Source organism: Stutzerimonas kunmingensis (genome assembly GCF_032106285.1).
Taxonomy (GTDB): Bacteria; Pseudomonadota; Gammaproteobacteria; order Pseudomonadales; family Pseudomonadaceae; genus Stutzerimonas; species Stutzerimonas kunmingensis_B.
On sequence record NZ_DAMCPO010000001.1, the window covers coordinates 160,530 to 182,007 of the forward strand.

21 protein-coding genes and 1 pseudogene are annotated in these 21,478 nt (G+C 63.7%); 10 read left to right on the forward strand and 12 right to left on the reverse strand.

The window, feature by feature from the left end:
• Nucleotides 1-4 precede the first annotated feature (4 nt).
• Both RT582_RS00740 and rpiA read right to left on the reverse strand, forming a co-directional pair.
• Complete coding sequence (locus tag RT582_RS00740) at nt 5-349, reverse strand: YegP family protein (RefSeq protein ID WP_041015240.1); 345 nt, start codon at nt 347-349, stop codon at nt 5-7.
• A 99-nt stretch (nt 350-448) separates the two neighbouring features.
• Nucleotides 449-1,120, reverse strand: a complete 672-nt coding sequence (gene rpiA / locus RT582_RS00745; protein ID WP_312173579.1) for a ribose-5-phosphate isomerase RpiA — start codon at nt 1,118-1,120, stop codon at nt 449-451.
• A 158-nt stretch (nt 1,121-1,278) separates the two neighbouring features.
• On the opposite strand from rpiA, the gene ilvA reads away from it, so the two are divergent.
• Nucleotides 1,279-2,793 (forward strand): threonine ammonia-lyase, biosynthetic, encoded by a 1,515-nt coding sequence (gene ilvA, locus RT582_RS00750; protein ID WP_313476153.1) that lies wholly within the window; start codon nt 1,279-1,281, stop codon nt 2,791-2,793.
• A 20-nt stretch (nt 2,794-2,813) separates the two neighbouring features.
• The gene (locus tag RT582_RS00755) at nt 2,814-3,242 is read left to right on the forward strand and encodes a DUF2269 family protein (protein WP_313476155.1); all 429 of its coding nucleotides are present in this window, start codon (nt 2,814-2,816) and stop codon (nt 3,240-3,242) included.
• A 33-nt stretch (nt 3,243-3,275) separates the two neighbouring features.
• Here RT582_RS00755 and RT582_RS00760 read toward each other — a convergent pair whose 3' ends face one another.
• Nucleotides 3,276-3,929, reverse strand: coding sequence for a histidinol-phosphatase (locus RT582_RS00760; protein WP_313476157.1), 654 nt, complete (start codon nt 3,927-3,929; stop codon nt 3,276-3,278).
• 183 nt (nt 3,930-4,112) lie between these two features.
• Between RT582_RS00760 and RT582_RS00765 the strand changes: the two genes are divergently transcribed.
• Both RT582_RS00765 and ptsP read left to right on the forward strand, forming a co-directional pair.
• Nucleotides 4,113-4,592, forward strand: a complete 480-nt coding sequence (locus RT582_RS00765) for an RNA pyrophosphohydrolase (RefSeq protein WP_014821847.1) — start codon at nt 4,113-4,115, stop codon at nt 4,590-4,592.
• Between the two features lie 24 nt (nt 4,593-4,616).
• Nucleotides 4,617-6,890 carry a phosphoenolpyruvate--protein phosphotransferase gene (gene ptsP, locus RT582_RS00770; protein ID WP_014821846.1) on the forward strand — a complete coding sequence of 758 codons (2,274 nt, stop codon included), beginning with the start codon at nt 4,617-4,619 and terminating at the stop codon, nt 6,888-6,890.
• 19 nt (nt 6,891-6,909) lie between these two features.
• Here the strand turns inward: ptsP and RT582_RS00775 are convergent, their stop codons facing one another.
• Nucleotides 6,910-7,665, reverse strand: a complete 756-nt coding sequence (locus RT582_RS00775; RefSeq protein WP_313476160.1) for an NRDE family protein — start codon at nt 7,663-7,665, stop codon at nt 6,910-6,912.
• Between the two features lie 146 nt (nt 7,666-7,811).
• Between RT582_RS00775 and RT582_RS00780 the strand changes: the two genes are divergently transcribed.
• The 4 genes from RT582_RS00780 (at nt 7,812) to RT582_RS00795 (ending at nt 11,166) form a co-directional block, all read left to right on the forward strand.
• The gene (locus RT582_RS00780; protein WP_313476162.1) at nt 7,812-8,594 is read left to right on the forward strand and encodes a sulfite exporter TauE/SafE family protein; all 783 of its coding nucleotides are present in this window, start codon (nt 7,812-7,814) and stop codon (nt 8,592-8,594) included.
• Between the two features lie 10 nt (nt 8,595-8,604).
• Nucleotides 8,605-9,405, forward strand: coding sequence for a prolipoprotein diacylglyceryl transferase (gene lgt / locus RT582_RS00785; RefSeq protein WP_313476164.1), 801 nt, complete (start codon nt 8,605-8,607; stop codon nt 9,403-9,405).
• Nucleotides 9,406-9,510: 105 nt separating this feature from the next.
• Entirely contained in the window at nt 9,511-10,305 is a 795-nt protein-coding gene (locus RT582_RS00790; RefSeq protein WP_191121596.1) for a thymidylate synthase, read from the forward strand.
• An 87-nt stretch (nt 10,306-10,392) separates the two neighbouring features.
• Nucleotides 10,393-11,166: a ParA family protein gene (locus RT582_RS00795; RefSeq protein ID WP_125861131.1), complete on the forward strand. Its 774-nt coding sequence runs from the start codon at nt 10,393-10,395 to the stop codon at nt 11,164-11,166.
• A gap of 12 nt (nt 11,167-11,178) precedes the next feature.
• Here RT582_RS00795 and RT582_RS00800 read toward each other — a convergent pair whose 3' ends face one another.
• From RT582_RS00800 to RT582_RS00825, 6 genes and pseudogenes are all read right to left on the reverse strand, one after another.
• Nucleotides 11,179-12,162 (reverse strand): branched-chain amino acid ABC transporter permease, encoded by a 984-nt coding sequence (locus RT582_RS00800; protein WP_313476166.1) that lies wholly within the window; start codon nt 12,160-12,162, stop codon nt 11,179-11,181.
• Nucleotides 12,159-13,049: a branched-chain amino acid ABC transporter permease gene (locus RT582_RS00805; RefSeq protein WP_313476169.1), complete on the reverse strand. Its 891-nt coding sequence runs from the start codon at nt 13,047-13,049 to the stop codon at nt 12,159-12,161. The genes RT582_RS00800 and RT582_RS00805 overlap by 4 nt, the downstream gene beginning before the upstream one ends.
• Nucleotides 13,049-13,753, reverse strand: coding sequence for an ABC transporter ATP-binding protein (locus RT582_RS00810; RefSeq protein WP_313476171.1), 705 nt, complete (start codon nt 13,751-13,753; stop codon nt 13,049-13,051). The genes RT582_RS00805 and RT582_RS00810 overlap by 1 nt, the downstream gene beginning before the upstream one ends.
• Complete coding sequence (locus tag RT582_RS00815) at nt 13,746-14,552, reverse strand: ABC transporter ATP-binding protein (RefSeq protein WP_313476174.1); 807 nt, start codon at nt 14,550-14,552, stop codon at nt 13,746-13,748. The genes RT582_RS00810 and RT582_RS00815 overlap by 8 nt, the downstream gene beginning before the upstream one ends.
• Nucleotides 14,553-14,554: 2 nt before the next feature.
• A pseudogene (locus tag RT582_RS00820) lies at nt 14,555-15,707 on the reverse strand (ABC transporter substrate-binding protein).
• A gap of 381 nt (nt 15,708-16,088) precedes the next feature.
• On the reverse strand, nt 16,089-16,901 hold the full coding sequence (locus RT582_RS00825) for a universal stress protein (RefSeq protein ID WP_313476176.1): 813 nt from the start codon (nt 16,899-16,901) through the stop codon (nt 16,089-16,091).
• A 199-nt stretch (nt 16,902-17,100) separates the two neighbouring features.
• Here RT582_RS00825 and RT582_RS00830 point away from each other — a divergent pair, with 199 nt between their 5' ends.
• Complete coding sequence (locus tag RT582_RS00830; RefSeq protein WP_058063587.1) at nt 17,101-18,015, forward strand: response regulator; 915 nt, start codon at nt 17,101-17,103, stop codon at nt 18,013-18,015.
• A 145-nt stretch (nt 18,016-18,160) separates the two neighbouring features.
• Entirely contained in the window at nt 18,161-19,057 is an 897-nt protein-coding gene (locus RT582_RS00835; protein ID WP_003283300.1) for a peptidoglycan DD-metalloendopeptidase family protein, read from the forward strand.
• A 58-nt stretch (nt 19,058-19,115) separates the two neighbouring features.
• Here the strand turns inward: RT582_RS00835 and RT582_RS00840 are convergent, their stop codons facing one another.
• On the reverse strand, nt 19,116-19,883 hold the full coding sequence (locus tag RT582_RS00840) for an outer membrane beta-barrel protein (RefSeq protein ID WP_313476180.1): 768 nt from the start codon (nt 19,881-19,883) through the stop codon (nt 19,116-19,118).
• 193 nt (nt 19,884-20,076) lie between these two features.
• The gene (locus RT582_RS00845; RefSeq protein ID WP_003283302.1) at nt 20,077-21,420 is read right to left on the reverse strand and encodes a hemolysin family protein; all 1,344 of its coding nucleotides are present in this window, start codon (nt 21,418-21,420) and stop codon (nt 20,077-20,079) included.
• Nucleotides 21,421-21,478: the final 58 nt, after the last annotated feature.

Below are 21,478 nucleotides of genomic sequence, written 5' to 3' on the forward strand. Positions count from 1 at the left end.
GCGGTCAGGCGGTCGACGCGCTTTCGTCCTGCAGGGCGGCATTCGGTGCGTGGCGTAGTACCGAGTCGCAACCCTGCTCGGCACTGTGCAGGCTGGCGTACATCTGACTCTGGCCGATGACCTGCCCGTTGGTTGCCTTGAGCACGAAAAAGTACTTGCCGTTGCTCGACTCCTTGACCTCGAACGCACCTTCGCGCACCGCGTTCTTGCGCACCGAATCGATGCCGTTGAGCGCCGAGGCATGGGCCTTGTATTGCTCGCTGGACAGTACGACTTGGCCATTGCTGGCCAGAAGATTGAAGTGGAACTGGCCGTTGCTGGATTTCTTCAACTGGAATTTGCCGGACATGGCGACACCTCCTGTGATGAGCTGCGGCGGATTCGCCACAGCTCACATAAAGCGTAGTCGCCAGTTCGGCGTCGCGCCGTTGCGCTTCGCCGCAGCGGATCAGCGCTTGAGTGTCCGCACGCCGTCCTTGGTGCCGAGCAGCAGCAGATCCGCTGGGCGCATGGCGAACAGGCCGTTGCAGACCACGCCGACGATGTCGTTGATCTTGCCTTCCAGTTCCGGCGCGAAGCCGATCATCAGGTTGTGCACGTCGAGGATGACGTTGCCGTTGTCGGTGACCACGCCGTCGCGGTAGACCGGGTCGCCGCCGAGCTTTACCAGCTCGCGGGCGACATGACTGCGCGCCATCGGGATGACTTCCACCGGCAGCGGGAAGGCGCCCAGCTGCTCGACCAGCTTGCTGCCGTCGGCGATGCAGATGAAGGTCTTGGCTACCGCGGCGACGATCTTCTCGCGGGTCAGGGCGGCGCCACCGCCCTTGATCAGCTCCAGGTGCTTGTTCGCCTCGTCGGCGCCGTCAACATAGAACTCCAGTTCGCTCACCGAATTCAGGTCGTAGACCGGGATGCCGTGCTGCTTCAGGCGCTCGGCGGTGGCTTCGGAGCTGGCCACGGCGCCGTCGAAGAAGCCCTTGTGCTTGGCCAGCAGGTCGATGAAGAAGTTGGCGGTGGAACCGGTGCCCACGCCAATGATGCTGCGATCGCTGAGGTGCGGGACGATATGGTCGACGGCGGCCTGGGCGACGGCCTGCTTGAGCTGATCCTGGGTCATGGCGGGAATCCGGGCGGGAAAGACGAAGGCTCGGATTATAGCCCTCTGCCGGCGGCGGGTCTTGTCATGCCGAAGCCGTGGTGGATTGCCGGTGGTCGCCGGGGGCGTGCGGGGGGTAGACTCCTCGTTCCCTCGCAATGCCTGCCAAGACAGCCAGAATGCTCGAACATTACGTCAAGAAGATCCTCACTTCCCGCGTCTACGACGTCGCCATCGAAACCCCGCTGCAGCCCGCCCGCCAGCTTTCCGAGCGAATCGGCAACCAGATTCTGCTCAAGCGCGAGGATCTGCAGCCGGTGTTCTCCTTCAAGGTCCGCGGTGCCTACAACAAGCTGGCGCAGCTGTCCGCCGAGGAGCTGGCACGTGGCGTGGTCACGGCATCGGCTGGCAATCACGCCCAGGGCGTTGCGCTGGCGGCCAAGCAGCTGGGGATAAAGGCCACCATCGTCATGCCGCGCACCACGCCTGAGCTGAAGGTCCAGGGTGTACGCGCCCGCGGCGGCAAGGTGGTGCTGCATGGCGATGCCTTCCCCGAGGCGCTGGCCTACTCGCTGAAGCTGGTGGAAGAGAAAGGCTACGTCTATATCCACCCCTATGACGATCCCGATGTGATCGCCGGGCAGGGTACCGTGGCGATGGAGATCCTCCGTCAGCATCAGGGGCCGATCGACGCGATCTTCGTTCCAGTGGGCGGCGGCGGTCTGGTGGCTGGCATCGCCGCCTACGTGAAGTACCTCTACCCAGAGACCAAGGTGATCGGCGTCGAGCCGGACGACTCCAACTGTCTGCAGGCCGCAATGGCTGCCGGCGAGCGCGTGGTGCTCGAGCAGGTCGGGCTTTTCGCCGACGGCGTGGCGGTGGCGCAGATCGGTCAGCACACCTTCGAGCTCTGCAAGGATCATGTCGACGAAGTGATTACCGTCAGTACCGACGAGATCTGCGCGGCGATCAAGGATATCTACGACGACACCCGCTCGATCACCGAACCGGCCGGTGCGTTGTCCGTCGCGGGGATCAAGAAGTACGTCGAGCGCGAGGGTGTCAGTGGCCAGGTGCTGGTCGGCATCGATTCCGGCGCCAACGTCAATTTCGACCGCCTGCGCCACGTCGCCGAGCGCGCCGAGCTGGGCGAGAAGCGCGAGGCGATCATCGCCGTCACCATTCCCGAGCAGCCGGGCAGCTTCAAGGCTTTCTGCGAGGCGATCGGCAAGCGCCAGATCACCGAATTCAACTATCGCTACCACACCGACCGCGAGGCGCACATCTTCGTCGGTGTGCAAACGCATCCGGAAAACGACCCGCGCGCCGCGCTCGTGCAGGGGCTGCGCGACAAGGGCTTTCCTGTGCTCGACCTCACGGATAACGAGCTCGCCAAGCTGCACACGCGGCACATGGTCGGTGGCCACGCCGCCGGCGTCAGCAACGAGATGGTGCTGCGCTTCGAGTTTCCCGAGCGTCCCGGCGCGCTGTTCAACTTTCTCAACAAGCTCGGCGGGCGCTGGAACATCTCGATGTTTCACTACCGTAACCACGGCGCGGCTGATGGCCGAGTGGTGGCGGGGCTGCAGGTGCCCGCCGATGAGCGCCATCTGCTGCCGGCGGCGCTGGACAAGATTGGCTACCGCTATTGGGATGAGAGCGAGAATCCGGCATACAAGCTGTTTCTCGGCTAAGCGAACCTAAAGGAAGGCAAATGGACCACTACCTCACCCTCAGAATCATTCATGGTGCGACGGCGGTGCTGTTGTTGCTGGGTGTCATCGTGCATCTGCTGATGCTGTGGAAGGCCGGCCGCGATGGCGATCAGGCTGTGCTGCAACGCAAGCTGCAGCGCACCCGCCGACTGTCCCTGCCGCTGCTGGCCGTGATCGGCCTGTCGCTGCCGGTGACCGGCTGGTGGCTGACACATTTGGCCGGGTGGCCGCTGGGCCAGCTCTGGTTGCTGGCCAGCTCCGTGCTGTTCCTCGTGCTGATCCCGCTGGTTCTGCTGCTGGCCGGGCGTCTTGCCGCCTGGCAGGCGCCGGGCAACGCCACTGCGGCGCGTAACGCCGGCATCTATGCTGTGCTGGTGCTGGTCGTGCTGATTGCCATCACCGCCCTGATGGGCGCCAAGCCGGTCTGATTCGACCGGCTCGGGCATGACTGCTGCGCTGGCTCAGCGCAGCGAGATGATCTGCCAGCCACGTTCGGTGGCGAAGTCGCGCAGCACCGGGTCCGGATCCACCGCCACTGGGTGAGGGACGCGCTGCAGCAGCGGCAGGTCGTTGCGTGAGTCGCTGTAGAAATAGGCGTCTTCGAGAGTCTGCTCGGTTTCCGCCAGCCAGCGCTCGATGCGCTGGACCTTGCCTTCCTGGAAGCAGGGGATGTCGGTTAGACGACCGGTGTAGCGCCCGTCACGCATCTCGCATTCGGTCGCCAGCAGGGTATCGACGGCCAGGCGTGCAGCGATCGGCCCGGTGATGAAGCGATTGGTGGCGGTGATGATCACTACCTTGTCGCCCGCCTCCAGATGCTGGCGCACCAGCGCCTCGCCCTTGCTCAGCACGATGGGCTCGATGAAATCCTGCATGAATTCGTCGTGCCACTGCTGCAGCTGCGCCATCTCGCTGCGGCCGAGCAGTTCCTGGCAGAAATTCTGATAGGCGTGCACGTCGAGATTGCCGGCCAGGTAATCCTGATAGAAGGCGTCGTTGCGCGCCTTGTACTGGGTCGGATCGACGATGCCGCGCTGGCAGAGGTATTCGCCCCAGGCGTGGTCGCTGTCACCGGCCAGCAGGGTGTTGTCGAGATCGAATAGAGCCAGGCGCACGGATGTTTTCCTCGATGATGGTCAGGGCGGCCCCAAGCATACCGGTTGCAGCGTCTTGCGCGCAGCCTCGGGCGGCCCCTCGCCGAGCGCGCGGGTACGTGCCGAACGGCGGCTTGCCGTGCTTTCGGCTTATCGCGGTTTTGTGGAACAATGCCGCGACATGCGTCTGCGAGGTTGTATGCCGTGATCGACTCCGATGGTTTTCGCCCGAACGTCGGCATCATCCTGACCAACGATGTCGGTCAGGTGCTGTGGGCCAGGCGGATCAATCAGGATGCCTGGCAGTTCCCGCAAGGCGGGATCAACGCCCGTGAAACGCCGGAAGAAGCCCTGTTTCGCGAACTCAACGAAGAAGTCGGCCTGGAAGAGCAGGATGTGAATATCCTCGCCTGCACCCGTGGCTGGTTGCGCTATCGTCTGCCGCAACGCCTGGTGCGTACCCATAGCCAGCCGCTGTGCATCGGACAGAAACAGAAGTGGTTCCTGCTGCGCCTGACCAGTGCCGAAGAGCGTGTACGCATGGACCTGACCGGCAAACCGGAGTTCGACGGCTGGCGCTGGGTCAGCTACTGGTACCCGCTGGGACAGGTGGTCACCTTCAAGCGCGAGGTCTATCGTCGCGCACTTAAAGAACTCGCACCGCGTTTACCGGTGCGGGACTGAGATTCGGGGAGAAAGCCTCTGAGCATGCTCGGCACGCTGCGCAAGATTGTCCAGGAAGTGAATGCCGCCAAGGACCTCAAGGCGGCGTTGGGCATCATCGTGCTGAGAGTCAGGGAGGCCATGGGTAGCCAGGTCTGCTCGGTCTATCTGCTCGATCCGGAAACCGAACGCTTCGTCCTGATGGCCACCGAAGGCCTCAACAAGCGCGCCATCGGCAAGGTCAGCATGGCGCCCAACGAAGGCCTGGTCGGCCTGGTCGGCACCCGCGAAGAGCCGCTCAACCTCGAACACGCCTCCGAACACCCACGCTATCGCTACTTCGCCGAAACCGGCGAGGAACGCTATGCCTCCTTTCTCGGTGCGCCGATCATCCACCACCGTCGGGTGATGGGTGTACTGGTCATCCAGCAGAAGGAACGCCGCCAGTTCGACGAAGGTGAAGAAGCGTTCCTCGTCACCATGAGCGCGCAGCTTGCCGGTGTTATCGCCCATGCCGAGGCGACCGGTTCGATCCGCGGGCTTGGCCGGCAAGGCAAGGGCATCCAGGAAACCCGCTTCATCGGCATTCCGGGTGCGCCGGGCGCCGGCGTCGGAACCGCCGTGGTGGTGCTGCCGCCGGCCGATCTGGATGTGGTGCCGGACAAGAACATCGACAACATCGATGCCGAGCTGACGCTCTTCGAAGCTGCGCTGGAGGCCGTGCGCGCCGACATGCGCACTCTCTCGGAAAAGCTCGCCACGCAGATGCGCAAGGAAGAGCGCGCGCTGTTCGATGTGTACCTGATGATGCTCGACGACTCCGCCCTGGGCGGCGAAGTGACCAAGGTCATCCGTACCGGCCAGTGGGCGCAGGGCGCGCTGCGCCAGGTGGTCAGCGAGCACGTGCGGCGCTTCGAGATGATGGACGACGCCTACCTGCGCGAGCGCGCATCGGACGTCAAGGACATCGGCCGGCGCCTGCTTTCCTACCTGCAGGAGGCGCGTCAGCAGACGCTGACCTATCCCGACAAGACCATCCTGGTCAGTGAGGAGCTCTCGCCGGCGATGCTCGGCGAGGTGCCAGAGGGCAAGCTGGTGGGCATGGTTTCGGTGCTCGGCTCGAGCAACTCCCACGTCGCCATTCTCGCCCGTGCCATGGGCATTCCGACGGTGATGGGCGCGGTCGACCTGCCGTATTCCAAGGTCGACGGCATCGAGCTGATCATCGACGGCTATCGCGGCGAGATCATCACCAACCCGGGCAAGGTCCTGCGTGAGCAGTATGAAGTGCTGGCCGAGCAGGAGCGCCAGCTCTCCGCCGGGCTCGACGTGCTGCGCGAGCTGCCGTGCGAGACCACCGATGGTCATCGCATTCCGCTGTGGGTGAATACCGGCCTGCTCGCCGATGTGGTGCGCGCGCAGGAGCGCGGCGCCGAGGGCGTCGGCCTGTATCGCACCGAAGTGCCGTTCATGATCAAGGAGCGCTTCCCCAGCGAGAAGGAGCAGATGGCGATCTACCGCGAGCAGCTGGAAGCCTTCCACCCACTGCCGGTGACCATGCGCAGCCTCGACATCGGTGGCGACAAGTGCCTGCCGTACTTCCCGATCAAGGAAGAGAACCCGTTCCTCGGCTGGCGCGGTATCCGCGTCACCCTCGACCACCCCGAGATCTTCCTGCTGCAGACCCGCGCCATGCTCAAGGCCAGCGCCGGGCTGAACAACCTGCGCATCCTCTTGCCGATGATTTCCGGCATCCGCGAACTGGAAGAGGCGCTGCATCTGATTCACCGTGCCTGGTGCGAGGTGCGCGACGAGGGGCTGGACGTGATCATGCCGCCGGTCGGCGTCATGATCGAAGTGCCGGCGGCGGTCTACCTGACGCGCGAGCTGGCGCGCATGGTGGACTTCATCTCGGTCGGCTCGAACGACCTCACGCAGTACCTGCTGGCGGTGGATCGCAACAATCCGCGGGTCGCCGATCTCTACGACTATCTGCATCCGGCCGTGCTCGAGGCGCTGCAGCGCGTGGTCAAGGAAGCCCATGGCGAGGGCAAGCCGGTGAGCATCTGCGGCGAGATGGCGGGCGACCCGGCGGCGGCCATGCTGCTGCTGGCGATGGGCTTCGACAGCCTGTCGATGAACGCTACCAACCTGCCCAAGGTGAAATGGCTGCTGCGTCAGATCAGCATGGATACTGCTCAGCAGCTGCTGGCGCGGGTCATGCTGCTGGACAGCCCGCAGGTCATTCACAGCACGGTCCAGCTGACCTTGCGCAACCTCGGCCTGAGCAAGCTGATCAACCCGTCCGCCGCCGTCTGAGCAGCCCGCCGCTCGCCAATCAGCTCGTTGGCGGGTGGCGGTAGCGCACCTCGCCCACCGGGCCGTCCGGGCCGAAACTACGCTCCAGGATGTCCAGCGCCCCGTCGGCATGACGGATCAGCGCTGTGCTGGCGCGCGTGCCGTACTCCGGGCTGGCGATGAAGATGCTCGACAGCCGCCTTTCCCATTCCAGCGGCACGCCGGTCTGCGGCAGTTCATGCTCGGCCGCTGGGCTGGGGTCCGCCAGCAGGGCGAGCAGGTTCTCAGGAGTCGCCGGGTCGAGGTTGGTCGCCAGTGCTGCGCGGGCTTTTCTCAGCTTGGGCCAGGGCGTGTCGAGGCCGGCGTTGGACAGACCGTAGATTCCGGGCTGCAACTCCGTCGCCTCACCGCGGTGTGAGTTCAGGTGCCAGAGTGCCTGCCGATCGCCGACCAGCAGGTTGAAGCCGGCGTAGTCGGCGCGGCGCCCGGTCAGCTCGGCGAGGTAATCGGCCGGCGGCAAGTTTCCGCGCAGGTACTGTTCCGGCAGCTCGCCGCGTGAACGTGAGCCGATCACCTGGCCGGGTGCGCGAATGTTGGTAAGTGCGGCGAAGCGTCCGCCGGTGGTGACGCCCATCCAGGTGCCGCCTGCCTGCAGGTCGCGCCCGCCGACGATCCAGGGTGCATCCTCCCAGTGCCCCAGCGGCAGGCTCGGGCGGGCGTGGAACTCGTCGCGGTTGGCGGCTACCACGAGCGGTTGGGTGTGGCCGGGGCGCCAGGCGAAAACGATCAGGCACATGGGAAAGCCAAACTATGTCCGGACCGCCAAGAGTACAGGCGCCGCCGGCGTATGAGCCACTGCCGGGTTTTAGCGGTCAACGTCGGGCGCGCGGGACGGGCGCATTTTCCGCTAACATGCCGCTTTGTTTCGCCGGGACGGGGCACATGGAGTTTCTGCTGTATCTGCTGCTTGGCGGCTTCGCCGGAGTGCTGGCCGGGCTGTTTGGCGTGGGCGGCGGGCTGATCATCGTGCCGGTGCTGGTATTTAGTTTCAGCGCCCAGGGATTTTCTCAGGAAATCCTCACCCATCTGGCCGTCGGTACGTCCCTGGCTACTATCGTCTTCACCTCGGTCAATTCCATTCTCACCCATCACCGCAAAGGTGCGGTGCGCTGGCCGATGGTGCTGTGGATGACCTTTGGCATCCTCCTTGGCGCTGCTCTGGGCAGCCTGACCGCGGCGGCGATCCAGGGTCCGGTGCTGCAGAAGATCATCGGTGTGTTCGCCCTGGCGATGGCGGTGCAGATGGGCTTCGACCTGCGGCCCAAGGCCACCGGCCAGGCGCCGGGACGGCCGGAGCTGTCGCTGGTGGGCGTGGTGATCGGCTGGGCTTCGGCGATTTTCGGCATCGGCGGCGGCTCGCTGTCGGTGCCCTATCTGACCTGGCGCAGCGTGCCGATGCAGCAGGCGGTGGCGACTTCCGCGGCGTGCGGCCTGCCGATCGCCATTGCTGGGGCGCTGAGCTTCATGGTGGTCGGCTGGCACGAGGCGCAGCTGCCGGACTGGAGCCTGGGCTTCGTCTATCTGCCGGCGATGCTCGGCATCGCGGCCACCAGCATGTTTTTCGCCAGACTGGGTGCGAAGCTGGCGCATCGGCTGTCGGCAAAGGTTTTGAAACGGCTGTTCGCTCTGCTGCTGCTGAGCGTCGGCATCAATTTTCTGGTTTGAGGAGTAACGGATGCTGCCCTATCCGCAGATCGATCCGGTGGCCATCGCCATCGGCCCCTTGCAGATTCACTGGTACGGCCTGATGTACCTGATCGGCATCGGCGGCGCCTGGTGGCTGGCTTCGCTGCGGGTGCAGCGCTTCGCACCCGAGTGGCCGAAGGACAAGCTCTCCGACCTGGTGTTCTGGGTGGCCATGGGGGTGATCGTCGGTGGCCGTCTGGGTTATGTGCTGTTCTACGATCTGGCTGCCTACATCAATGACCCAAGCCTGATTTTGCAGGTCTGGAAGGGCGGCATGTCCTTCCACGGCGGCTTGATCGGCGTGCTGCTGTGCAGCTGGATCTTCGCTCGGCGCAACGGCAAGAGCTTCTTCGAGCTGATGGACTTCATCGCGCCGTTCGTGCCGATCGGCCTGGGCGCCGGGCGTATCGGCAACTTCATCAATGCCGAGCTGTGGGGCAAGGCCACCGATGTGCCCTGGGCGATGGTCTTCCCGACCGATCCGCAGCAACTGGCGCGGCACCCGTCGCAGCTCTATCAGTTCGCCCTGGAGGGCGTCGCGCTGTTCCTGATCCTCTGGTTCTATTCGCGCAAGCCGCGGCCGACCATGGCGGTGTCCGGACTGTTCGCGGTGTGCTACGGCATCTTCCGCTTCATCGTCGAGTTCGTCCGTGTGCCGGATGCACAGCTGGGCTACCTGGCGTTCGGCTGGCTGACCATGGGCCAGCTGCTCTGCGTGCCAATGGTGCTGCTCGGTGCCGGGATGATCGCCTGGGCCTATCGCCGCGACGCCGGCCGGGCTCCGACCTGATTCCGTTGCCCTGCCTGTCGCCATGAGGGCGACAAGCGGGGCGCAGGCCTTTTACTATTCGCGCAGCCTTTTCACCGCGCTTCGGCGCCTGCTTCGAGTCAATCGATGAAACAGTACCTCGACCTGATGCGCCACGTGCGCGAACACGGCACCTTCAAGACCGATCGTACCGGCACCGGCACCTACAGCGTGTTTGGCCATCAGATGCGCTTCGACCTGGCCGAAGGCTTTCCGCTGGTCACCACCAAGAAGTGCCACCTCAAATCCATCATCCACGAGCTGCTGTGGTTTCTTCAGGGCGACACCAACATCAAGTACCTGAAGGAAAACGGCGTGCGCATCTGGGACGAGTGGGCCGACGAGAACGGCGAGCTGGGCCCGGTCTATGGCTACCAGTGGCGCTCCTGGCCGGCGCCGAACGGTGAATCCATCGACCAGATCGCCAACCTGTTGGCGATGATCAGGAAGAACCCGGATTCGCGCCGCCTGATCGTTTCGGCCTGGAACCCGGCGCTGGTCGAGCAGATGGCGTTGCCGCCATGCCACGCGTTGTTCCAGTTCTACGTCGCCGACGGCAAGCTCAGCTGCCAGCTGTACCAGCGTTCGGCGGATATCTTCCTCGGCGTGCCGTTCAACATCGCCAGCTACGCGCTGCTGACGCTGATGGTCGCGCAGGTCTGCGACCTGCAACCGGGCGAGTTCATCTGGAGCGGCGGCGACTGCCATCTGTACGCCAATCACCTGGAGCAGGCCGACCTGCAGCTGACCCGCGAGCCGCTGCCGCTTCCGACCATGAAGCTCAATCCGGACGTGAAGGACCTGTTCGCCTTCCGCTTCGAGGACTTCGAACTGGTTGGCTACGAAGCGCATCCGCACATCAAGGCACCCGTTGCCGTCTGACTTTGGTCGGTTTTGCCGCCGTGGATAACCCGATTGTCACATTTGCCGTATAGACTCGACCGCTCAGGGACTGTCGGGAGGCGAATCATGCGCAGGGTCGTGTTCAATCAGAAGGGCGGTGTCGGCAAATCGAGCATCGCCTGCAACCTGGCAGCGGTCAGTGCATCGCAGGGCTACCGCACGCTGCTGGTGGATCTGGACGCCCAGGCCAACTCCACGCATTACCTGACCGGGCTGACCGGCGATGACATTCCCACCGGCATCGCCGATTTCTTCAAGCAGATTCTCGCCGGCGGTACCGCTGGCAAGAAGGCGCGCCCGCCCATTCTAGAAACGGCCTTCGACAATCTGCATTTGATCAGCGCGACGGCAGAGCTGGCCGACCTGCAGCCCAAGCTGGAGGCCAAGCACAAGATCAACAAGCTGCGAAAATTGCTCGACGGTCTTGCCGAGGACTATGACCGGATTTACCTCGACACCCCGCCGGCGCTGAATTTTTATACGGTCTCTGCGCTTATCGCAGCTGATCGCTGCCTGATTCCCTTCGACTGCGACAGCTTTTCCCGCCAGGCGCTGTACAGCCTGCTCGACGAGATCGAGGAGATGAAGGACGACCACAACGAGACGCTCGAGGTCGAGGGCATCGTGGTCAATCAGTTCCAGCCGCGTGCCGCGCTGCCGCAGCAAATGATCGATGAACTGCTGAGCGAGGGTCTTCCGGTGCTACCGGTCTACCTGATGAGTTCGGTGAAGATGCGCGAGTCGCACCAGGCCTGCACGCCGCTGGTTTACCTGGACCCGCGGCACAAGCTGAGCCAGCAGTTCGTCGAACTGCATGAGCGGCTCGAAGCGAACGGCTGAGCCGGTTCGGCTTCAGTCCTCGGCACGCCGCTCCAGCTTCTTGCCCAGCCGCGAGGCATAGAGTTCGCCGATCATCCCGCGCCGGAACACCAGTACGCAGACCATGAAGATGATGCCGGTGACCAGCGTCACCGGTAGCTCCGATGTGGCGAAGTAATTGCCCAGCGTGGTCACCAGCGCCGCGCCAAAAACCGGGCCGACCAGCGTGCCAATGCCGCCGAGCAAGGTCATCAGCACCACCTCGCCGGACATCTGCCAGCTGACATCGGTCAGCGTGGCGAACTGGAACACCAGTGCCTTCAGCCCGCCGGCCAGCCCGGCCAGCGCGGCGGACATGACGAAGGCGCCGAGCTTGTAGCGCGACACCGAATAGCCCAGGGAAATGGCGCGGTTCTCGTTCTCACGGATCGAGCGCAGGATCATGCCGTACGGTGAGTTGATCACACGCCAGATCAGCAGCATCCCGGCGAGAAATTCCGAGAGCACGAAGAAGTACATATACAGCGGCTCCTGCAGATCGATGAAGCCGAACAGGTGCCCGCGCGGAATGTTCTGAATGCCGTCTTCACCATGGGTGAAGGGCGCCTGCAGGCAGAAGAAAAAGAACATCTGCGACAGCGCCAGGGTGATCATCGTCGAGTAGATGCCCTGCCGGCGGATCGCCAGAAAGCCGATGATCAGCCCGAGAAACGCCGCGCCGGCAACGCCGACGAGAATGCCCAGCTCGGGCGGCAATCCCCATTCCTTGACCGCGTGGGCGGTGAAATACGCCCCGCCGCCGAAGAACGCCGCGTGGCCGAACGAGAGGATGCCGGTGTAGCCGAGCAGCAGGTTGAAGGCGCAGGCGAACAGCGCGAAGCACAGCACCTTCATGATGAAGATCGGATAGAAGTAGAACGGCGCCAGCACCAGCGCCAGCACCCCGACGCCGATCAGCACGGTTTCCAGGCGCAGCGCCGGGCGCCTGGTGGTGACGATGCGGGTTTGGCTGTTCATCCGGCATCCCTCCCCATCAGGCCGGCGGGGCGCACCAGCAGCACGATCGCCATGATCACGAAGATCACGATGCTCGACGCCTCGGGGTAGAACACCTTGGTCAGCCCCTCGAGGATGCCGAGCAGGTAGCCGGTGATGATCGCGCCGAGAATCGAGCCCATGCCGCCGACCACCACCACGGCGAACACCACGATGATCAGGTTCGAGCCCATCAGCGGGCTGACCTGATAGATCGGCGCGGCGAGCATGCCGGCCAGCCCGGCCAGCGCCGCGCCCATGCCGTAGGTGAAGGTCAGCAGCAGCGGCACGTTGATGCCGAAGGTGCGCACCAAGGTCGGGTTCTCGGTCGCCGCGCGCAGGTAGGCGCCGAGTTTGGTCTTCTCGATCAGCAACCAGCTGGCGATGCAGATCACCAAGGATGCCAGCACCACCCAGGCACGGTACTTGGGCAGGAACATGAAGCCCAGGTTGTAGCCGCCGGCCAGCTCCTTCGGTACCGCGTAGGGTTGCCCGGACGAGCCATAGAAGTAGCGGAACGTCCCTTCCAGCGCCAGCGCCAGGCCGAAGGTGAACAACAGCCCGTAGAGGTGATCGAGGTTGTACAGCCGCGATAGCGCCAGCCGCTCGACCAGTGCGCTGCCCAGGCCGACGATCAGCGGTGCGAGGATCAGCGCCGGCCAGTAGCCGATGCCCAGCTTCGCCAGCAGCAGGTAGCCGGCGAAGGCGCCGATCATGTACTGCGCGCCGTGGGCGAAGTTGATGATCTTCAGCATGCCGAAGATGATCGCCAGGCCGAGGCTGAGCATGGCGTAGAACGAACCGTTGATCAGGCCGATCAGCAGCTGGCCGAGAAAGGCCTGGATCGGTACATCGAAGATCGTCGTCATCAGACCCCCAGGGCGTCGTTGAGCGTCGTCATGCGAGCGGGCAGTTCGGCGACGGCGAAGCGGTCGATCACCGTGCCGTGGTCGACCACGTAGAAGCGGTCGGCGACCTTGCTGGCGAAGCGGAAGTTCTGCTCCACCAGCAGGATGGTCATGCCGCGCTGCTTGAGCGTCTGCAGCACCTCGCCGATGCGCTGGACGATCACCGGCGCCAGGCCTTCGGTGGGCTCGTCGAGCAGCAACAGGCGCGCGCCGGTGCGCAGGATGCGCGCCATCGCCAGCATTTGCTGCTCGCCGCCGGAGAGCTTGGTGCCGGGGCTCTTGCGGCGCTCCTCGAGGTTGGGGAACAGCTGGTAGATCTCCGCCAGCGTCATGCCGCCCTTGGCGATCACCGGCGGCAGGGTGAGGTTTTCCTCCACCGTCAGGGTGGCGAAGATGCCGCGTTCCTCCGGCACGTAGCCGATGCCGTGGCGCGCGGTGCGATGCAGCGGCACGTGCAGCATGTCCTTGCCGTCGAAGCGGATGCTGCCGCTGCGCTTGCGGATGATGCCGACGATGGCGCGCAGCGCCGTGGTCTTGCCCACGCCGTTGCGCCCGAGCAGGGTCACGGTTTCGCCCTGCTGCACGTCGAGGTCGATACCGTGCAGCGCATGGCTCTCGCCATACCAGGCGTTGAGGTCGCGCACGCTGAGCAGCGCTTCAGTCATCTTCGGTCCCCATGTAGGCCACGCGCACGCGCTCGTCCTGACTGACGCTGCGGTAGTCGCCGGAGGTAAGGATTTCGCCGCGTTGCAGCACGGTCACCTGATGGCAGAGGTCGGCGACCACCTTGAGGTTGTGCTCGACCATCAGCACCGCGCGCTGGGTGGCGACCCCGCGGATGATCTCTGCCACCACGTGCACGTCTTCGTGGCCCATGCCGGCCATAGGTTCGTCGAGTAGCAGCACCTTGGGCTCCAGCGCGAGGGTGGTGGCGATCTCCAGCACGCGCTTGCGTCCGTAGGAGAGATCGGCGGCCAACTCGTTGCGCTTGTCGGCCAGGCCAACCGATTCGATCAGCTGCATGGCGCGCTCGTTGAGCCGGTTGAGCGAGCGCATCGGCAGCCAGAATTGGGTGGCCAGCCCGCCCGGGCGCTGCAGGGCAACGCGCACGTTGTCCAGGACGGAGAGGTGCGGGAATACCGCGGAAATCTGGAACGAGCGCACCAGGCCCATGCGCGCCACCTTGGCCGGGTCGGTACGGGTGATGTCGTGGTCGAGCAGGCGAATGGTTCCGGCGGTGGGCTGCAGGAACTTGGTCAGCAGGTTGAACACCGTGGTCTTGCCCGCGCCGTTCGGCCCGATCAGGGCGTGCACCCGTGCATGGCGCACGTCCAGATCGACATTGTTGACCGCGACGAAGCCGCCGAACTCCTTGCGCAGGCCGCGGGCAGAGAGCATCACCGGCGAGTCCGTGGCTGTGCCGGCGGCCGAACCGTCGGCGTCCAGACCTTGCACTGCCGCCATGCTCACTGCCCGACCAGATCACAGCCACTCTCGGCCGGATCGATGTAGGCCTCGTTGCCCGGCACGGTCGCCAGCACCTTGTAGTAGTCCCACTCGCGCTTGCTCTCTTCGGGCTTCTTCACCTCCATCAGGTAGACGTCGCTAATCAGCCGGCCGTTGGCACCGACCTTGGCGTTGCGCGCGAAGACATCGTCCACCGGCATCTCGTGCATGGCCTTGGCCACCGGCTCGGTGGCGTCGGTCCCGGCCTTCTCGATCGCCTTGAGGTACTGCATGACGCCGGAGTAGGTGCCGGCGTGGACCATGTTCGGCATACGCCCGGTGCGCTTGAAGAAGCGCTCGCCGAACTCGCGGGACTTTTCGTCGCGATCCCAGTAGAAACTCTCGGTCAGGGTCAGGCCCTGGGCGGCGTCGAGGCCCAGGCCGTGCACTTCGGCGAGGGTGAAGAGCAGTGCTGTTGGCGGTGTCCAGGCCGGCATTGGCCAGGCCGATGACCTTGGCCCCGGAGGATTGCGCCTGCAAGAGGAACGACGAGTAATCGGTGCTCGCCAGCGGATGGCGCACCGCGCCCTTGACCTCGCCACCCTTGGATTTGACGAACTTGGAGGTCTGTTCCTCCAGCGAGTAGCCGAAGGCGTAGTCGGCGGTGAGGAAATACCAGCTGTCGCCGCCCTGGGACACCAGCGCACCGCCGGTGCCGACCGCCAGCGCGTGAGTGTCGTATGCCCAGTGGAAGCCATAGGGCGAGCACTGCTTGCCGGTCAGTTCGGTGGTGGCGGCACCGGTGACCAGATTGATCTTCTTCTTGCTCTTGGAAATGCCCTGTACCGCCAGCGCCACCGAGGAGGTGGTCAGCTCCATGATCGAGTCGACCTGCTCGCGGTCGTACCACTGCCGCGAGATGTTCGAGGCAATGTCCGGCTTGTTCTGGTGATCGGCGGTCACGATCTCGATGGGGGCATCGAGTACCTTGCCGCCGAAGTCCTCGGCAGCCATCTTCGCTGCCTCGAACGACCACTTGCCGCCGAAATCGGCATACACGCCGGACTGGTCGTTGAGGATGCCGATCTTCACCTTGCCGTCGGAAATCTCGGCCGAGGCGGGTACGGCGGCCACTGCCGTCAGGGTTGCCGCTGCGATTGCTGAAAGCTTCATGCGTATCTCCTTGCACTGTTTGCTCGGCATACGGGCTCGCCCCATGCGAAGCGGTCCGTATGGGCGGGTTAGGGGAAAGCTGGGCAGGCGGTCAGGCGCGTAACACCGTGGGTCGCCGGTTGGCTGAATGCCGCAGCCTGGCATTGACGTGCGCACGGCGAGCGGGGCACCACGTCGTCGTGGAAAGTCGTAGAGATGGGAGCTGGACAGCGGGACCAGAAACGAGTCGAAGCGAGGCACATGGGCGTCTCTTCTTATTGTTGTTCTGGCTCTAAACGTAGCAGGGGTTTGCAAGGACGCAACCTGATGGCGGCGTGCCGATCAGTGATGCTGTGCTTGCATGCACCTGCGCCGTCGGGCGCAGGCGGGCAGAGACGCGCTTCAGCGCGCGATCAGGATGTCGCAGGGCGGGTTGTCGATGAACTGCCGGGCGAGGCTGCCGAGCAGGGCGCTGCTCAGTTCACCGCGGCTGTGACTGCCAAGGGCCAGCAGCTGCGGTTGCAGGTCGCGCAGGGCCGCGTCCATGCAATTGTTGCGCTCGCCCTGATGCAGGCTGTAGCTCAGCAGTGCGCCGGTATCCGGCAGCTGCGGCTGGATATCTTCGATCAGCTGGTCGAACAGTTCCTGCTGCAGCGATAGACCTTCGTAATCGGGGCCGTGTACTTCGGCCATCTCGTCGATGTGCAGAGCGTGCAGCTCGGCACCTTCGCCCAGCAACTCCCAGGCGCAGTGCATGGCGCGCGTGGCGCAGCGGGAGAAATCCAGCGCAGCCACGGCGCGATGATACGGGGCCTCTGCCGGGGTGATAGCCAGCAACAGCGGCGCCCGGCTTTCCAGCATGACGCGCTCCAGCGTGGTGCCGGCGAATCCCTGGCTCGACCCCTTGTGATGGCGGCCCAGCACCAGCAGATCGGCCTCCAGCCCCTCGGCCTGGGTGAGGATCTCCTCCACCGGCTGCCCGCGGCGAATCCAGGGTTCGAGCTGACCCAGCCCGTTCTCCTGCAGGCGTTGCTGCAGGAGTGCGCGTGCCTGCTGTTCGTCGCTCCCGGCGTCGCGCTCGTCGAGTACGTAAAGCAGGCTGATGCGAGCACCGGTCTGGCGCGCCAGGCCGGCGGCACGTTGCAGCGCGAGATCGGCGTCCGGGCTGAGATCGTGGGCGACAAGAATGTGCTGAACCCGATTTTGCTGAAACATGGGCGGCCTCGCGAAGCTGGCAAAGTTGCGAGTATGCCGCGCCAGCGTGTTGCTGTCCCGCCGGGAGGTGGTCTTCGGCGTATCCCATGTACAAGCGCGACGTTGATCGCGCGCAACAACTTTGTCGGCAATGGTGACTCGCGCTTTTGTCGATTCGATCCTGCAGCTATGCTTGCCGGCATTCGAGCAGGAGTTAAGGATGAGCAAGGTCAGTGTGCTGGTAGTGGATGACGCGCCCTTTATCCGTGATCTGGTGAAGAAGGCGCTCCGTAGTCACTTTCCCGGCATTCACATCGAGGATGCAGTGAATGGGCGCAAGGCCCAGCAGATGCTTGGTCGCGAGCGCTTCGACCTGATTCTCTGCGATTGGGAGATGCCGGAAATGTCGGGGCTGGAGCTGCTGACCTGGTGTCGTGCCCAGGATTCTCTGAAGACCACCCCGTTCATCATGGTCACCAGCCGGGGCGACAAGGAAAACGTAGTACAGGCCATTCAGGCCGGAGTGTCGGATTTCGTCGGCAAGCCGTTTTCTAACGAGCAGCTAACCAGCAAGGTTCGCAAGGCGCTCGGGCGTGCCGGCAAGCTGGATGCGCTGGCCGCCAGTGCCCCAACCAGAAACATGGCGACCGGTATGGCCAATGATTCGCTCGCTGCGCTGACCGGCGGTAAGGCGGAGGTGGTGCGTCCCGCCGCATCTGCTGCGGCTGCAGAGGCCAAGGCATCACCGTTACTCCAGAAATCGGCGCCACCTGCCAGCAGCCCACCGGGTGCTGCGTCTGGTCGTGGTCAGGGCCAGCTGCGCCTGGCCAGCGGCAGTATCGCCTGCGTGATCAAGGCGCTGAGCCTCAAGGAGGCGCTGCTGGTGGTCAAACGCGGCGAGCAGTTGCCGCAGGTGCTGGAAAGCGCCGTGCTCGATCTCGAACAGGGTGATGGCGGTGAAGTTGCTCGTCTCAATGGTTATCTGCACGCGGTTGCCGCCTTCGAGCCCAAGCCTGACAGCGAGTGGCTGCAGTTGTCGTTTCGCTTCGTCGATCGCGACCCGCAGAAAATGGACTACCTGTCGCGCCTCATCGCCCGCGGCACGGCGCAGCGGCATTTCGTTCCAGGCGCTTGATTCGAATGGGCCAGGCGACCGTTCGGCGCCTGGCGGTGCTCACAAACTGACCGGCATCACACCCCGACGGTCGGTAGCTCGCGCAGGCCAGTCGCCACTGCTAGTCTTTGCGCTCCAACACCATAATCACTAGAAATCTGCCGTTATGCTGGGGCGCATCCTTCTGTTGCTCGGGTTGTCCGTGCTGGCCTCGCCAGTGCTGGCCCTGACCATCTACAAATACACCGACGCCAATGGGGTCGTTACCTACAGTGACCAGGCTGCGGCTGGCGCGCAGGTATTCGTCTTCCGTGACCGGATGGTGGAAAAGCTCGACACTCAGGTTCGATTGGAAACCCGCAAACACGCGGCCGGTGAAACGCTGCTGGTGCGCAATGATCTGTTCGCGCCGGTTGATATCGAGTTGAAGCTGGAGAACGTCGATAACGTTGTCGGCGCACCCGCCAAGCCCATCCGCTGGGTACTGCCGCCACGCAGTCAGATCCGCCTGGCGACGCTGGCACCGCGCGATGCATCCAAGCCCATCAGGTACACGCCCAAGCTGCGACACGCGCTTGGCGATCCGCGTCTGTTACCCAAGCCCTACAAATATCCGCTGCCTTGGCGCGGTGGTCCGTTTCGCCTGACCCAGGGCGCGAACGGCCAGTACAGCCACTTCACGCCCAAGGGGCGTTACGCAGTAGACATCGCCATGCCCGAGGGCACGCCCATCGTCGCGGCGCGCGGTGGCATGGTGGTGAAGATCGAAAACGAGCAGAGCGGGCGCGGCAATAATCCGGCCGGCAACTTCGTGCGCATCATGCATGACGACGGCACCATGGGTGTCTACCTGCACCTGATGAAAGGCTCGGTAGCGGTGCGCGAGGGACAGCGGGTCGAGAGTGGTACGCGTATCGCGCGTTCCGGCAATACCGGCAACAGCACCGGGCCGCACCTGCACTTCGTGGTGCAGCGCAACGTCGGCCTGGCCATCGAGTCGATTCCCTTCGACTTCTCGCAGCCGGTCAACAGTCTGCCGAACTTCGCCGTGGGTGGAGAGTAGCCCGCTCGCGGGCTACATCCTGGCCTATTCGTCCGGCAGGCTGGCGAAGGTTAGTGGCTTAGAACGCCAGGCCAACCTTCAGGCCAACTTGCTCCTGCTTGAGCTTGCTGTTCTCAGCGAACTCGCTGCTGCTGTCGAGCTCGTAGCGGGTCTGGGTGTAGTACAGACTAGTGCTGATCGGCATGTTGTTGATGCCCTTGTTCCAAAGCACGCTCAGCTCGCCGTAGGGGTTGACCTTGTCCTTGAGGTCAACAGTGTCGCTTTCCCCGCCAACTTTCAGTTTGCTGTCGGCTTCGATGGAATAGCGAGCGCCCACTTCCAGGCGCACGGTGTAGTCCGGCGTCAGGTAGTTATAGCCGACACCGGCTTTGGCGAAGGGCGAGCGCGTGGTCAGCTTGACGTCTTCGTCGCCGAACAGGCCGAAATCGACGTCATCTTGCTCGATGCGGCCCCAGTCGTAACCGCCACCAACGATCAGGTCGACATAGTTGTTAGTGCTCAGCGCCGCACGCAGGCCGAGATCCAGGTCGGCGCGAGCTGAGAGATACTCGACGTCGTCCTTGTCACGGTACTGACCTTCGATGCCTAGCTGGTAGATGAACCCTTCCTGGCCGGTCAGCTTGTTGCCGAAGGTGTAGTACAGACCGCCCTGATTCAGACGCTCCTTGTCGCTCTCGTCGTTCACGGTCAGCTTGTACTGATTGTGCGAGCCGATGACGCCGATAGTTGAAATCGGGCCGGTTGCGGACTGAGCGAACGCTTGGGAAGTGCCAGCCAGGCAAAGGGCCAAGGCAGCGGTAGTAGTAGTCAAACCATTGATGCGCATTTAGGTAGCTCCATCGTTTCGATGAGAATCGGGTAGCGGGATTAAGCGTCCGCCTAATCCCGTGGACCGGTACTACCTGTAAAAAATTCTGCACTATGCGATGGACGGTCATAATCCTTGCAGATCAGTCACTAGCAGCGGGTACGTAAACAAGAATGTAAGTGGGGATTTAGTCATGTGACTCGCCAGTCACTTAATCCTGAAAGCGGAGTACCTTCGCCAAAACGATCTTCGGTCCGCGCATTTTCTTGATCACGATCTGCAGGCCATCGACCTGGAGCACTTCGTCTTCATCGGGGACGCGCTTGAGCGTTTCGTAGACCAGCCCGGCAAGGGTTTCTGCCTCGACATGGTCCAGATCGATCTCCAGAAGACGTTCGAGCTTGAACAATGGGGTGTCGCCACGTACCAGCAGTTTGCCGGGCTGGTAGGCGAGCACGCCGCGTTCGGTCTTGCGGTGCTCGTCCTGGATGTCGCCAACCAGAACTTCGAGCACGTCTTCCATGGTCAGAAAGCCGATGACCTTGTGATCACCTTCCTCTACCAGTACGAAATGCGCGCCACCCTGGCGAAACTGCTCGAGCAGGGTTGCCAGCGGCATGTGCTTGGACACCCGCTCCAGCGGCCGCAGCAGCTCGTTTAGGCAGAAGTGCTCGGTCAGATGGTCGTCGGCGGCCAGCGCCAGCAGCAGGTCCTTGATATGCAGCAGGCCTACGTACTCGCCTTTGCTGCTGTCGTACACCGGATAGCGGCTGTATTTGTGACGACGGATCACGCCTAGCACATCGCTCAGTGAGGCATCGTGGTCCAGCTGTAGCAGGTCCTCGCGGGAATTGGCCCAGTCGACCACTTCCAGTTCGCTCATTTCCACTGCCGAAGCCAGCACCTGGATCTGCTGATTGCCGGGGTCGCGGGCGCGGTTGGAGTGCAGGATCAGCTTGAGCTCTTCGCGGCTGTAGTGATGGTCGTGATGCGCGCCCGGCTCGCCCTGGCCGGCGATGCGCAGGATGGCGTTGGCGCTCGCGTTGAGCAGGTAGATGGCCGGGTACATCAGCCAGTAGAACAGGTACAGCGGCACCGCCGTCCATAGCGACAGCAGCTCCGGTTTGCGGATCGCCCAGGATTTGGGTGCCAGCTCGCCGATCACGATGTGCAGATAGGAAATGATGAAGAACGCGGTGAAGAAGGCGACGCCATGTACCAGAGCCGGTGACTGGATGCCGATACCGGCCAGCAGCGGTTCGAGCAGGTGCGCGAACGCCGGCTCACCGACCCAGCCGAGACCCAGCGAAGCCAGGGTGATGCCGAGCTGGCAGGCGGACAGATAAGCATCGAGCTGAAGGTGCACGGTACGCAGGATATGCCCACGCCAGCCATGCCGACTGGCAATCGCTTCCACCTTGGTGGCGCGCAATTTGACCATAGCGAACTCGGCGGCGACGAAGAAGCCGTTGAGCAGCACGAGGAACAGGGCAAAGAGAATCAGGCCGAAATCGGCAAAGTAGGAAGAGGCAGCGTAACTGGGGGAAGGGTCCATGAAGGGGTCGGGTAGCCAATAATCGCGACAGAATGGCGGCGGTAAGCCGGCTTTTCAA